This is a genomic window from Acidovorax sp. GW823-FHT01C06, from assembly GCF_058798375.1.
Genome location: NZ_JBXAKN010000012.1, coordinates 138,670 through 151,203, shown reverse-complemented (window position 1 = coordinate 151,203; position 12,534 = coordinate 138,670). Strand labels below are relative to the sequence as shown.

Below are 12,534 nucleotides of genomic sequence, written 5' to 3'. Positions count from 1 at the left end.
TCGCCGGCCGCATGGTGTTCCTTCCGTTCGCTCTTTCCATTGTGCTGATGGCGAGGTCCGATATGCACCCTTCTCCGCACACCCGACCCGCCGCCAGCGCCACGGCGCGCGGGCGCCTGGCTGCATGGGCCACCCTGGCATGTGCCGCAGCCGCTGCCTGCACCCTGGCCGCCGCCGAGCCCGTCGCCGTCCAGACCCCCAGCGGGACGCTGCGGCTGCAGGCGCCGGCGGGCTACACCGCGCTCACCGACGAGGAGCTGCAGACCAAGTTCGGCCGGCACGGGCGCAGGCCGCTGGCCGCCTGGGGCAACGCCCGGCGCAGCAGCACCGTGGCCGTGACCTGGTCGCGCATGGCGCAAAAACCGCTCACGCCCGATGCCTTGCCCGCGTTCATGTCCGCCATGGAAACAACCTTGCCCAGGCTCACCCCGGGCCTGGTGATGCGCGACGCCTCGCTGGTCACCATTGGCGGGCGTGCCTGGGTGCGCATGGACAGCACCGCGCCGGCCGCCGATACCGACGTCCGCAACCTCATGTACCTCACGGACCTGAACGGCCACATGGTGGGCGTGAACTACAACGCCACCGTGGCGGACTTCCCGGCGCAAGAACCGGGTTTTGGGTCCTCTGCCGGCACCTTGCGGGTGCAGGAGTAGAGCCGCCGCAGCGGCGCTATCGGCGAGAGGACACCACGATCCCGCCCACGATCAGCGCGAACGCGATGCCATGAAAGAGCTGGGGCGTCTCCCCCAGGAACGCGGCCGACAGGATGCCGGCGAACAGGGGTGTCAGGTTCACGAAGAAGCCCGCCACGGCGGGCCCGGCGCGCTGCACGCCCACGCCCCAGAAGCGGTAGGCCAGCACCGCGGGCCCCACCGCGATGAATGCCAGCGCGGCCGCCAGCGGCCAGCCCCATGCGACGTGCGAGCGGCCCGAGGCCCATTCCGCCCCGGCGAAACTGCCCGACCATGCGAGCCCGAACACCATCTGCGCCATCAGGAACGCTGCCCAGTCGCCGCGGATGCGGGTGGGCTCGGTGGTGCGCGACAGCAGCCAGCTGTAGAACGCCCATGAAATCGTGGCAAGGAGCATGAACAGGTCGCCCGGCACGAGCCGGAAGGCCATCAGCTGCGCCCATTCGCCACGGCTGAGCACGAGCAGCACGCCGCAGATCGACAGCAGCGCCCCCAGCAGCTGCCGCCGCGTGACGCCCGCGCCGAAGAACAGCGCGCCCACGCCCAGCATCCACACCGGCATGCTGGAGCCCACCAGGGTCACGTTGATGGGCGTGGAGGTCTGCAGGGCCATGTACTGGAACGCGTTGTACAGCCCGATGCCCAGCAGCCCCAGCAGCGCGTAGCGGCGCCAGTGCGGCCACAGCGGGCTGTCCTTGCGCAGCACACCGTGCGCGAGGGGCAGCAGGATGCCGAAGGCCAGCACCCAGCGGATGAAATTGAGGGTGAGGGGCGGGATCAGGTCGTGCACCAGCCGCCCCACCACGGCATTGCCGGCCCAGAGCATCGGCGGTACCACCAGCAACGCCGCCGTGCCGGGCGTGAGTTTTTGTGTCATGGGGCTGGACTGTAACGGCGCGCGTGCCACCCCGCTGCGCGCGGCCACAAGGCCCCAGGGCGGCGCAGCCCGTCCACACGCCCACCCGCCATCGCCCAGGGCCGTCTCCTCACGGCGTGGCGGTGCCCTCCGGCAAGTAGCCCGGCCTGCGGCAGGCTCGCGGGATTCGTGGCAGGATGGCCGCCGTTTGTCTCACCGTTACAGGAGCGTTAGCCATGAGCCTTGCCGTCCAGATCCGCCAGCACGGTGGTCCCGAAGAACTCCACATCGTTGACGTCGCCGTGGGCGAGCCCGGCCCCGGCGAGATCCGCATCCGCCACCATGCCATCGGCCTGAATTTCATCGACGTGTACCACCGCACGGGCCTGTACCCGCTCGGCATGCCCGCGGGCATCGGCATGGAGGCCGCCGGTGTGGTCGAGGCCGTGGGCGAAGGTGTCACGCACCTGAAGGTGGGCGACCGCGCGGCCTACGCGAGCCAGCCGCCCGGCAGCTACTGCGAGCAGCGCGTGATGCCCGCCAGGTGCGTGTGCCGGCTGCCCGACGCGATCAGCTTCGAAACCGGCGCGGCCATGATGCTCAAGGGCCTGACCGCGCAGTACCTGCTCAAGAAGACGCTGCCCGTGCAAGGCCTGCAGGCCGGCGACCACGTGCTGTTCCACGCCGCCGCCGGCGGGGTGGGGCTGATCGCCACGCAGTGGGCCAGGGCGCTCGGGCTCTCCCTCATCGCCACGGCGGGCTCGGACGCCAAGTGCCAGCTCGCGCTGGCCAATGGCGCGGCCCATGCGATCAACTACAACACCGAGGACTTCGCGGCCCGCGTGAAAGAGATCACCGCCGGCCAGGGCGTGAAGGTGGTGTACGACTCGGTGGGCAAGGACACGTGGGACAAGTCCCTCGACTGCCTGCGCCCCTTTGGCCTCATGGCCAGCTTTGGGAATGCATCGGGCCCCGTGCCGCCGTTCGCTCCGGGCGCGCTGGGCGCCAAGGGCTCGCTGTACGTCACGCGCCAGACACTGTTCACCCACATCGCCACGCGCGAGAGCACGCAGGCCATGGCGGACGATCTGTTCAGCGTGGTGGCCAGCGGGCAGGTCGTGATTCACATCGACCAGCGCTACCCGCTCGCGCAGGTGCAGCAGGCGCACCGCGACCTCGAGGCGCGCAAGACCACCGGCTCCACCATCCTCACGCTGTGAGCGCGGCGCACGGCAGCACGCCGTTCGGGCACTGGCTGGCGGGCGCCCGGCAGGCCGCGCGGCAGCCCGCCGCCCAGTCCCGCCAGGCCTTGCTGGCGGCGGGGCAGGTGGTGGGCTCGGTGGCCGAAGGGTTCTTGGAGCAGATTGGTGCCTCGCGCGCCATCGACAAGCGCTTCGAGCTATCAAAAACAGAGCATCAGGGGGCACCCGCCTGGCACCTGCAATCGCCCCCGGGAGGGGCCACCGAGGCGCTCAACGCCCTGGCGGCGGTGCTGCGGGGCGCCGGCCGGTGCGGCCCCTGGCGCAATGAGCAACTGGCCGTGTGCAATCCGCAGGGCGACGTGGTGGCCACCGTGGAGCGCGGCGCCGTGCGCGTGCTGGGCATCGCCACGCGGGCCGTGCACCTGGTGGGGCTGGCCCCGGACGGCCGCATGTGGGTGCAAAAGCGGGCGCTGACCAAGCCCAACAACCCGGGCCTGTGGGATACGCTGATGGGCGGCATGGTGGCGGCCGCCGACACCCTGCCGCAGGCGCTGGCGCGCGAGACCTGGGAGGAGGCCGGGCTGCGCATCGAAGCCCTGGCGGGCGTGGCGCACGGCGGCCACGTGCTGTTCAGCCGGCCCAGCCGCGAGGGCGGGGGCGTGGGCTTCATGGTGGAGCGCATCGACTGGTTCCGCGCCCAGGTGCCCGACGGCCTGGAGCCCTGCAACCAGGACGGGGAGGTCGAGCGGTTCGATCTGCTTTCCCTCGACAGCCTGCGCGAACAGGTGGCGCAAGGGGCGTTCACCCTGGAAGCCGGGCTGGTGATCGCGGGCTTCCTGGGCGCCTGACGCGGCGGCCCTTGCGGGCGCTGCCCCCTGTGCCAGGGCGGCGGGCCGCCGTGGGCGCAAGCCGCCGCCTCAGGCCTGGTCCACCATGGCCCTCAGGCGGCTGGGCGCCAGCGCGCCCGCCGACTCCAGGATCGGGTAGGCCACCGAGCACAGCAGCGAGTTGATGCGCTTGAGCTCGCTGATCAGGTCGATGTGCAGCGAGCTGGTCTCGATGCTTTGCACCGTGTTGTCGGACAGGCGCGCCAGGTGGGTGGCCGAATACGCGTGCTCCAGGTCGCGGAAGCGGGCCTTCTCCTCCAGCAGCTTCTGCGCATCGCGCACGCTGCCGTTGAGGAACACGCTCATCGCCAGGCGCAGGTTGTCGATCAGGCGCGCGTGCAGCTCGTTGATCTCTTCCATGCCGGCCTCGGAGAACTGGCGGCCCTTCTTGATCTTCTTGTCCTCGATGTCGATCAGCACGCGCTCGATGATGTCGCCGATCTGTTCCATGTTGATCGTGAAGCTGATGATGTCGGCCCAGCGGCGGCCCTCGCGCTCATCCAGCGCCTCGCGCGAGATCTTGGTCATGTAGTACTTGATGGCCGAGTACAGGCCGTCCACCTCGTCGTCGAGCTTGCGCAGGTCTTGCGCGAGCTTGAGGTCGTCCGTGCGGATCACCTTGTGCAGGCCCAGCAGCATGGACTCGACCACGTCGGCCTGGTGCAGGGCCTCGCGCGCGGCGCAGGAGATGGCCAGCGAGGGCGTGGCCAGGGCGGAAGGGTCCAGGTGCTGGGGGCGCGTGCCCGCCGCGGCCTGGGTCTTCTCCTGCGGCAGCAGGCGCTGCACCGCGCGGGCCACCGTGCCGGTCAGGCCGATGCAGATGATGCCCACCACCATGTTGAACGCCAGATGGAACAGCACCACCAGCGTCGCGATTTCCGGCACGTAGGGCCGCACGTGCTGCAGCCACAGCCCCGTGAGCGGCGTCATGATGACCACGCCGATGATCTTGAAGATCAGGTTGCCCAGCGGCACCTGCCGCGTCTGCACGTCGGCCTTGAGCGTGGTCAGCACCGCCAGCACGCCGCTGCCCAGGTTGGCGCCCAGCACCAGGCCCAGCGCCACGTCGGGCGGGATGCCGCCCGAGCCCGCCAGGGCCGCGGTGAGCAGCACCGTGGCCAGGCTGGAATAGGCCACGATGGCGAGCACCGAGCCCGTGAAAATCTCGAGCAGCAGGTCGCTGGTGAGCGCGGAGAGCAGCGTGCGCACGGTGGGCGACTGGGTCAGCACGGTGGTGGACTCGGTGATCAGGCGCAGCGCCAGCAGCATCAGGCCCAGGCCGATCAGCACCCGGCCCACGCGGCCGGCCGCCGTGTCCTTGCGCGAGATGAACAGCACCACCCCCGCGAAGATGAACAGCGGCGAGAGCCAGGACAGGTCCATGGAGAACACCACGGCCATCACGCTGGTGCCCACGTCGGCGCCCAGCATCACGGCCAGCGCGGCGGGCAGGCCCACCAGGCCCTGGCCCACGAAGGACGACACGATCAGCGCCGTGGCGGTGCTCGACTGCACCACGGCGGTCACCCCGATGCCCGACAGCACGGCCGTGAACCGGTTGCTGACGCTGTGCGCGATCAGCTGGCGCAGGTTGGCGCCGAATACGCGCAGGATGCCGGTGCGCACCAGGTGGGTGCCCCAGATCAGCAGCGACACCGCTGCCAGGAGATTCAAGAGATGCTTCATGGAAAACCGTTGTTTCTTCTTCTTGTGACGTGCGCAAACGCGGCGCCTGGCCCACGGCGGACGCAGGGCACATCATGCGCCCCTGGCCAGGGTGGCGTGTTCACTTTTGTGCCCGGAGGCCAGGGCAGACGGGTCTGCGGTGCCGGGCGGCGCGGCTTCCGGGGCGGGGCGGGCGCGGGCAAGGCACCCCTCCGTCATTTGTCACAAAACTGACATATAAGCATACTCCCGATTCCATAGCATGGATAGCAGTCCGGGTTTTGCCGGGCGGGGCACGGCGTGTGGCGCCTGCCGCACGGGCACTACACAGGTGGGGCAGGCCCCTGCCGGTGAATCCGCTCCCCGCCTTTCGCCTGGCAAAAGGCCCGCGCGCGGCGGGCCTGGGATGCAGGGAGCGGGGGTGTTGCTTCAGCGCGCGCGCCGCGCTCTGAGCAGCTCGTCCAGGATCAGGCAGGCGGCCCCCACGCTGATGGCCGTGTCCGCCAGGTTGAAGGCCGGGAAATGGCCGCCGTGGAAGATCCCGGCGAGGAAATTCCAGTGGAAATCCAGGAAGTCCACGACGTAGCCGTGCATCAGCCGGTCCACCACGTTGCCCACCGCGCCCCCCAGGATGCTGGACAGCGCGAAGCTGAACAGCCTCTGGCCGGGGTGCGCGCGCAGTTGCCACACGATGAAGATCGTGGCCGCCACGCCGATGCCGGTGAACAGCCAGCGCTGCCATCCGCCCGCGTCGCGCAGGAAGGAGAACGCCGCGCCGGTGTTGTGCGCCCGCACGATGTTGAAGAAGCTGGTGATGAACGTGGCATCGCCCAGCTGGTAGTTCTGGATGATCCAGGTCTTGGTGATCTGGTCGGCCACCAGAAGCACCACGGCCCAGGCCAGCCAGGGCCACATGCCCGCGCCGGAGCGCCCCGCCAGTGCCGCGCCGCGCGCCATCACGCGTGCGCCCGGCTTTCGCCGTCCCCGTAGAGGTTGCTGGTGCAGCGGCCGCAGATGGTGGGGTGCGCGGCATCCTGCCCCACGTCGGGGCGGTAGTGCCAGCAGCGCTCGCATTTGGCATCAGAACTGGGCTTGACGCTGATCTGCAGTGCGCTACCAGCTACCAATTCAATAGCAGAGGTGATGAAGATGAACTTCAGGTCGTCGCCCAGGCTGGCCAGCAGCGCATGGTCTTCGGGCGCGGCCGTGAGGGTGACCACGGCCTGCAGCGAAGAGCCCACCTGGCCGGCGGCGCGCAGCGCCTCGATCTCCTTGTTCACCGCATCGCGGATCTCGCGCAGGCGCCCCCACTTGGCCAGCAGGCCCTCGTCGGCCCTGGCGATGGAGCCATAGGTTTCCACGAAGATGGAGTCGGACTGGCCGAACAACTTCCAGGCCTCTTCGGCCGTGAAGGACAGGAACGGCGCCATCCAGCGCAGCATGGCATGCGTGATCTGGTAGAGCGCGGTCTGCGCGCTGCGGCGCGCCAGGCTCTTGGGCGCGGTGGTGTACAGGCGGTCCTTGAGCACGTCCAGGTAGAACCCGCCCAGGTCTTCCGAGCAGTACAGCTGCAGCTTGGCGACCACGGGGTGGAACTCATACACCTTGTAGTGCGCCAGCACCTCGGCCTGGAACTCGGATGCGCGGGTGAGGGCGTAACGGTCGATCTCCAGCATCTGGTCGAACGGCACGGCGTCCTTGGCCGGGTCGAAGTCGCTCACGTTGGCCAGCAGGAAGCGCAGCGTGTTGCGGATGCGGCGGTAGGCATCCACCACACGGGCCAGGATCTTTTCGTCCCCCGCGATGTCGCCGGAGTAGTCGCTGGCGGCCACCCACAGGCGGATGATCTCGGCGCCCAGCTTCTTGTTGATCTCCTGCGGATCGATGCCGTTGCCCAGCGACTTGCTCATCTTGCGGCCCTGGCTGTCCACGGTGAAGCCGTGGGTCAGCAGGCCCCGGTAGGGCGCGCGGCCTTCCAGCGCCGATGCCAAGAGCAGGGAGCTGTGGAACCAGCCGCGGTGCTGGTCGTGGCCTTCCAGGTACAGGTCGGCCTCGGGGCCCGTGTCGTGGTGCACGTCGGGGTGCGTGCCGCGCAGCACATGGCTGAACGTGGAGCCCGAGTCGAACCACACCTCCAGGATGTCGGTGCTCTTGGTGTAGCGGGCCGCGTCCTCGGCGCCCAGGATTTCCTCGGGCGTCACGCGGCTCCAGGCCTCGATGCCGCCCTTTTCCACGATGTCGGCCGCCTGGTCCATGATTTCCATGGTGCGCGGGTGCAGTTCGCCCGAATCCTTGTGCAGGAAGAACGGGATGGGCACACCCCAGCTGCGCTGGCGCGAGATGCACCAGTCGGGCCGCCCGGCGATCATGTCGTGCAGGCGGGTCTTGCCGTTCTCGGGGTAGAAGCTGGTGTGTTCGATGGCGTCCAGCGCGATCTGGCGCAGCGTCTTGGCAGGCTTCATGCCGGGCTGGGTGAAGACGCCTTCGCCTTCGTCCATGCGGATGAACCATTGCGCGGCCGCGCGGTAGATCACCGGCGTCTTGTGGCGCCAGCAGTGGGGGTAGCTGTGCGTGATCTCCTTGGTGGCCATCAGGCGGCCGGCATCGCGCAGTGCTTCGATGATGACGGGCACGGCCTTCCAGATGTGCTGGCTGCCGAACAGCGGGAAGTCCGGCGCATAGGTACCGTTGCCCTGCACGGGGTTCAGGATGTCGTCCAGCGCCAGGCCGTGGGACACGCAGGAGTTGAAATCCTCCAGCCCGTAGGCAGGCGAGGAATGCACGATACCGGTGCCGTCGTCGGCCGTGGCGTAGTCGGCCAGGTACACGGGGGACAGGCGCTGGTAGCCTTGGCTGCCGTCCTCGCTTTTCACATCGTACAGCGGGTGCTCGAACTCCAGCCCACCCAGGTTCTTGCCCAGGGTGGTGGCCAGCACGCTGCCCGTGAGGCCATAGCGCTCCAGGCACGAGGCCACCAGCGGCTCGGCCACCAGCAGGATGCGTTCGCCGGTGTCCACCAGGGCGTAGCTGATCTCTGGGTTCAGGTTGAGCGCCTGGTTGGCGGGGATGGTCCAGGCGGTGGTGGTCCAGATGACGACGAAGGCGTCTTTGGTCAACGCGGGCAGGCCAAACGCGGACGCCAGCCTGGCGGGCTCGTGCGCCTTGAAGGCCACGTCGAGCGTGGTGCTCTCCTTGTCCTGGTATTCGATCTCGAACTCGGCCAGCGACGAACCGCAGTCAAAACACCAGTAAACGGGCTTCAAGCCGCGGTAGACAAAACCACGCTCCATCACACGCTTGAACGCTCGGATTTCGCCCGCCTCGTTGGCGGGATTCATGGTCTTGTAGGGGTTGTCCCATTCGCCCAGCACGCCCAGGCGCTTGAAGTCCACCATCTGCTGCGCGATCTGCTCGGTGGCAAACGCGCGGCTCTTGGCCTGCATGTCGTCGCGGCTCAGGTTGCGGCCGTGTTTCTTCTCGATGGCGTTCTCGATCGGCAGGCCGTGGCAGTCCCAGCCGGGCACGTACAGCGCGTCGAAGCCCTCGAGCTGGCGCGCCTTGGTGATCATGTCCTTGAGAATCTTGTTGACCGCGTGGCCCATGTGGATCTGGCCGTTGGCGTAGGGCGGGCCGTCGTGCAGGATGAACTTGGGCGCGCCGCAGCGTGCGTCGCGCAGGCGCTTGTACAGGCCCTTGTCTTCCCATTCCTTCACCCAGCCCGGCTCGCGCTTGGGCAGGTCGCCGCGCATGGGGAAGGGGGTGTCGGGCAGGTTCAGGGTGCTGCGGTAGTCCGTGGCGGTGGATTCGGTGGTACTGGCGTTGTCGGACATGAGGGAGCCTTAAAACGGGGCATTCCGGGGCAGGCCCGGAGAAAACGGGAAAAGAGGAGGCGTGAAGAGGTGTCGGGCCTGCCGGGCAGGCGCTGCGCAGGCAGCCCCCTCAAATTCGGTCGCGCGTGGTCTGGCGCCGGGTCTCGGTGTGATTGGGTGCCTGGGCCGACGCGAAGTAGGCGCGCGCATCCGCACAGTCCTTGGCGATGCCCGCCGTCAGGGCAGCCAGACCGTCGTACTTGAGCTCGTCGTGCAGTTTGTGCAGCAGTTCCACGCGCACGATTTTACCGTACGCCCCTTCGGCCCCCAGCTCGACGGGCCATTGCAGGCAATGTGTCTCCAGCAGCACCCGCCCGCCGTTGACGTCGTCGGGGTCGAGCGACGGGCGCACGCCCAGGTTGGCCACGCCCTGCAGCGGAGCATCGCCCTCGCGCCCCAGGCCGTGCACCAGCACGGCGAAGATGCCGCTGGCGGCGGGCTTCCAGTGGGCAAAGCGCAGGTTCAGCGTGCGAAAGCCGTCGCCCGCGCCCTCGGCCGTGGCGCCCAGCTCGCGCCCGAGCTTGCGGCCATGCACCACATGGCCCGAGATGGTGTAGGGCCGTCCCAGCAGGCGCGCGGCCGCGTCCATGTCGCCCTGGGCCAGCGCTTGCCGCACGGCGGAGCTGGAGACGCGCAAACCGTGCACCTCGTAGCTGTTCATGCGCGCCACGTCAAAGCCCCGGGCCTGGCCGGCCGCGTCCAGCATGGCGTAGTCGCCCGCGCGCTGGCGCCCGAACCGGAAGTCATCGCCCACCAGCACGTAGCGGGCGCCCAGCCCCTGCACCAGCACCTCGTCGATGAAGGCCTCGGGCGACTGCGCGGCCAGCGCCGCGTCGAAAGGCAGCACCACCGTCTGCTGCACGCCGCAGCGCGCCAGCTCCGTGAGCTTGTCGCGCAGCGTGCCGACGCGCGCGGGCGCCAGCTCGGGCTTGTGCAGCGCCCCGGCGAAATAGTCGCGCGGATGGGGCTCGAAGGTCAGCACGCAGCTGTCCACTTGCCGGTGGGCGGCCTCGCTGTTGAGCAGGGCGAGCATGGCCTGGTGGCCCCGGTGCACGCCATCGAAATTGCCGATGGTCAGCGCGCACGAGCGGGCGATGCCAGGATGGTGGAATCCGCGAAAGATCTTCATCGGTTTGTTATCTTTTTGATAGCAGCATGCGCAGGTGCATCAAGCGCAAGACGCCAATTTGTCATGAAAACGGAGTATATTGTGACCCACGGACGGCCCGGTACGGGGCTGCCCGCGAGACATCAGCGTTCCGAATCCTTGTGTACTTACCGTTCCAGGAGGCGTGTTTTGAAGGTCTTGAAGCTGTCGGCCCAAGGGCTGCCCCAATCGTGGATTTCGCTCGAGCAGGCGGTGATTCATTACGCCGCCGGTGAGGTGCGCTGGGAATCCGGCGGCCAGATCGCCCGGTTCCGCGGCGGGCACAACGCCGTGACGGGTGAACAGTCGGTGATTGCCGTCAACAGCATCATCGGCACCAAGGGCGTGCCCACGATCAACCCGTTCGACCTCAAGCCCGGCCTGACCAACAGCAAGCTCTTCATCCGCGACCGCAATGTGTGCGCCTACTGCGGCGGGCATTTTCACGAAGACAACCTCACGCGCGAGCACATCGTGCCCTTCGCGCGCAACGGGCAGGACCACTGGATGAACGTGGTCACGGCCTGCCGTCCCTGCAACCACCGCAAGGGGCCGCGCACCCCCGAACAGGCGCATATGCCACTGCTGTACGCGCCCTACGTGCCCAGCCTGTGGGAGGACTTCATCCTGCGCAACCGGCGGATCCTGGCCGACCAGATGGAGTTCCTGATGGCGCACGTGCCCAAGTCCTCGCGCCTGCTGGCCTGAGAACACCCTCCGGCTGGGCGTGCAAAGGAGTTGGTCAGACCCGGGCTTGCGCTTGGTCATTTTGACCAAGCGTCCTTCGGTCAGCTAGGCTTGTGGGCCGTCACCACGAAACCGTGCACGGGTTGCTGGCTTTCGTGGCGCAGCACGGTGTCTTCGATTTCAACGCTGTCAAATCCTGCGGCCTTGCACACGGCTTGCACATGGCTGCGTTTGTGCGCGTAGCGTCCCGTGGGCTGCAGGACCAGGTCGGCCCCGTCCTCGCTGGCGGTTTCACATGAAAAAAACAACTGGCCGCCGGCCGCGAGAACCCGCTGCGCGTTGATGACGGCTGTGGTCAGATCGCCTGCATAGATGAACACGTCCAGTGCCGCGATGACCTGGTAGAGCCCGTCCGGCGTGTCGCGCAGCGCATCGTGCAGGTTCACGCTGTGGAATCTGTCGTACACGTTGTGACGCGCTGCCTGTTCGATCATCTTGAGCGAAAGATCTACCCCGATCAGGTACCCATCCAGGCGGCCCAGGTAGAGCCCCAGCAGCCCTGTGCCACAACCCAGGTCAAGCACATTGATTTTCTTGTCGGGGTGGCGTGCGAGGATTTTATCGGCGATCTGCCGAGGCAGTTGGTACTTCAGGCCGTGCACCAGATGGGCATCGTAAAACTCAGCCATGCCATCGAACAATGGGCGCGTCAGCTCTATCGGTTGATGAGCCGGGGTTTCACCGCGTGCCAGTTGGGCGTAGTACTGATAAACCGCATCGTCAGGAGCGAGCTCCAGCAGGGTCTCTGCATCCTTGATGGCCTTGGCGGGCGTACCGGCAACGACGTGCGTCTGTACGCGCCCCACCAGGGCTTGGGTGTCCGTGGGGTTTTCTTCCAACAAACCCGTCCACAGCTCCAGCGATTCGTCGTGGTTGGCTTGCTCGCTCAGGTCCCTGGCCAGCAGGCGCCTCAAGGCGACATCGCCGGGCACCAGTTCGAGACCCCTGCGCAGATGGCGCACCGCCATCTCGGTGTGCCCGGCGCGGTGGGCAATGTCCACGACACCCGCGAGCACCTGCAGATTCCTTGGTTCGAGTGCTGCTACTTTCTCGGCGGTTTCCACCGCCTCCTGGAACTGATTCTGGCGGGCCAGGAGCAGCGCCAGTTCCAGCAGGCCAGGCCCCCAGTCGGGCGCCAACGACACCGCCCTGCGAAGGCCTTCGAAAGCACCTTTCACGTTGCCGGATTTTTCGGCCATCAGCCCTCCCAGCATGAACACACGGGGGTCCTGCGGCCACTGGGCATTGGCCTTGTTCAGCGTCAGTGCCGCATTCTTGAGATCGCCTTTGGCGATCTGCTCGCGGGCTCGGGTCAGGTGCTTGAGATTGGGATCGGTTGCGGTGGCGCTCATGGGCAGAGGAAGAGTGGACAAAAGCAGGACGCCGCCAGGCATCTTGGCTGAGCTGCGGTGGCTGCCGCAGGCGAACTGTGAATTATCGTGGATTTGTTTTGTGGCTTGCGGCAT

General features: G+C 67.7%; 10 protein-coding genes. 4 read left to right on the top strand and 6 right to left on the bottom strand.

The window, feature by feature from the left end; genetic code table 11:
- The first annotated feature begins 62 nt into the window (after positions 1 to 62).
- Positions 63 to 656: a hypothetical protein gene (locus AC1RCS_RS21755; RefSeq protein ID WP_492245902.1), complete on the top strand. Its 594-nt coding sequence runs from the start codon at positions 63 to 65 to the stop codon at positions 654 to 656.
- Positions 657 to 672: 16 nt separating this feature from the next.
- On the opposite strand, the gene AC1RCS_RS21750 is transcribed toward AC1RCS_RS21755, so the two are convergent.
- On the bottom strand, positions 673 to 1,572 hold the full coding sequence (locus tag AC1RCS_RS21750) for a DMT family transporter (protein ID WP_218295753.1): 900 nt from the start codon (positions 1,570 to 1,572) through the stop codon (positions 673 to 675).
- A gap of 215 nt (positions 1,573 to 1,787) precedes the next feature.
- On the opposite strand from AC1RCS_RS21750, the gene AC1RCS_RS21745 reads away from it, so the two are divergent.
- Both AC1RCS_RS21745 and AC1RCS_RS21740 read left to right on the top strand, forming a co-directional pair.
- Entirely contained in the window at positions 1,788 to 2,771 is a 984-nt protein-coding gene (locus AC1RCS_RS21745) for a quinone oxidoreductase family protein (RefSeq protein ID WP_218295752.1), read from the top strand.
- Positions 2,768 to 3,601 (top strand): NUDIX hydrolase, encoded by an 834-nt coding sequence (locus AC1RCS_RS21740; protein ID WP_218295751.1) that lies wholly within the window; start codon positions 2,768 to 2,770, stop codon positions 3,599 to 3,601. The genes AC1RCS_RS21745 and AC1RCS_RS21740 overlap by 4 nt, the downstream gene beginning before the upstream one ends.
- Before the next feature lie 69 nt (positions 3,602 to 3,670).
- Here the strand turns inward: AC1RCS_RS21740 and AC1RCS_RS21735 are convergent, their stop codons facing one another.
- The 4 genes from AC1RCS_RS21735 to AC1RCS_RS21720 form a co-directional block, all read right to left on the bottom strand.
- Positions 3,671 to 5,326, bottom strand: a complete 1,656-nt coding sequence (locus AC1RCS_RS21735; RefSeq protein WP_218295750.1) for a Na/Pi cotransporter family protein — start codon at positions 5,324 to 5,326, stop codon at positions 3,671 to 3,673.
- 408 nt (positions 5,327 to 5,734) lie between these two features.
- The gene (gene lspA, locus AC1RCS_RS21730; protein WP_218340276.1) at positions 5,735 to 6,262 is read right to left on the bottom strand and encodes a signal peptidase II; all 528 of its coding nucleotides are present in this window, start codon (positions 6,260 to 6,262) and stop codon (positions 5,735 to 5,737) included.
- Complete coding sequence (gene ileS / locus AC1RCS_RS21725; RefSeq protein WP_492245901.1) at positions 6,262 to 9,135, bottom strand: isoleucine--tRNA ligase; 2,874 nt, start codon at positions 9,133 to 9,135, stop codon at positions 6,262 to 6,264. The genes lspA and ileS overlap by 1 nt, the downstream gene beginning before the upstream one ends.
- Positions 9,136 to 9,244: 109 nt before the next feature.
- Positions 9,245 to 10,303, bottom strand: coding sequence for a bifunctional riboflavin kinase/FAD synthetase (locus AC1RCS_RS21720; protein ID WP_492245900.1), 1,059 nt, complete (start codon positions 10,301 to 10,303; stop codon positions 9,245 to 9,247).
- A 168-nt stretch (positions 10,304 to 10,471) separates the two neighbouring features.
- Here AC1RCS_RS21720 and AC1RCS_RS21715 point away from each other — a divergent pair, with 168 nt between their 5' ends.
- Positions 10,472 to 11,029, top strand: coding sequence for an HNH endonuclease (locus AC1RCS_RS21715; protein ID WP_218295747.1), 558 nt, complete (start codon positions 10,472 to 10,474; stop codon positions 11,027 to 11,029).
- A gap of 80 nt (positions 11,030 to 11,109) precedes the next feature.
- Here AC1RCS_RS21715 and AC1RCS_RS21710 read toward each other — a convergent pair whose 3' ends face one another.
- Positions 11,110 to 12,420, bottom strand: coding sequence for a tetratricopeptide repeat protein (locus AC1RCS_RS21710; RefSeq protein ID WP_492245899.1), 1,311 nt, complete (start codon positions 12,418 to 12,420; stop codon positions 11,110 to 11,112).
- Between the last annotated feature and the right edge of the window lie 114 nt (positions 12,421 to 12,534).

What these genes read in the sequence shown, in the direction of transcription:
- AC1RCS_RS21755 (WP_492245902.1), top strand. Translation starts at nt 63, where the DNA reads ATGCACCCTTCTCCGCACACCCGACCCGCCGCCAGCGCCACGGCGCGC.
- AC1RCS_RS21750 (WP_218295753.1), bottom strand. Translation starts at nt 1,572, where the DNA reads ATGACACAAAAACTCACGCCCGGCACGGCGGCGTTGCTGGTGGTACCG.
- AC1RCS_RS21745 (WP_218295752.1), top strand. Translation starts at nt 1,788, where the DNA reads ATGAGCCTTGCCGTCCAGATCCGCCAGCACGGTGGTCCCGAAGAACTC.
- AC1RCS_RS21735 (WP_218295750.1), bottom strand. Translation starts at nt 5,326, where the DNA reads ATGAAGCATCTCTTGAATCTCCTGGCAGCGGTGTCGCTGCTGATCTGG.
- lspA (WP_218340276.1), bottom strand. Translation starts at nt 6,262, where the DNA reads ATGGCGCGCGGCGCGGCACTGGCGGGGCGCTCCGGCGCGGGCATGTGG.
- ileS (WP_492245901.1), bottom strand. Translation starts at nt 9,135, where the DNA reads ATGTCCGACAACGCCAGTACCACCGAATCCACCGCCACGGACTACCGC.
- AC1RCS_RS21720 (WP_492245900.1), bottom strand. Translation starts at nt 10,303, where the DNA reads ATGAAGATCTTTCGCGGATTCCACCATCCTGGCATCGCCCGCTCGTGC.
- AC1RCS_RS21710 (WP_492245899.1), bottom strand. Translation starts at nt 12,420, where the DNA reads ATGAGCGCCACCGCAACCGATCCCAATCTCAAGCACCTGACCCGAGCC.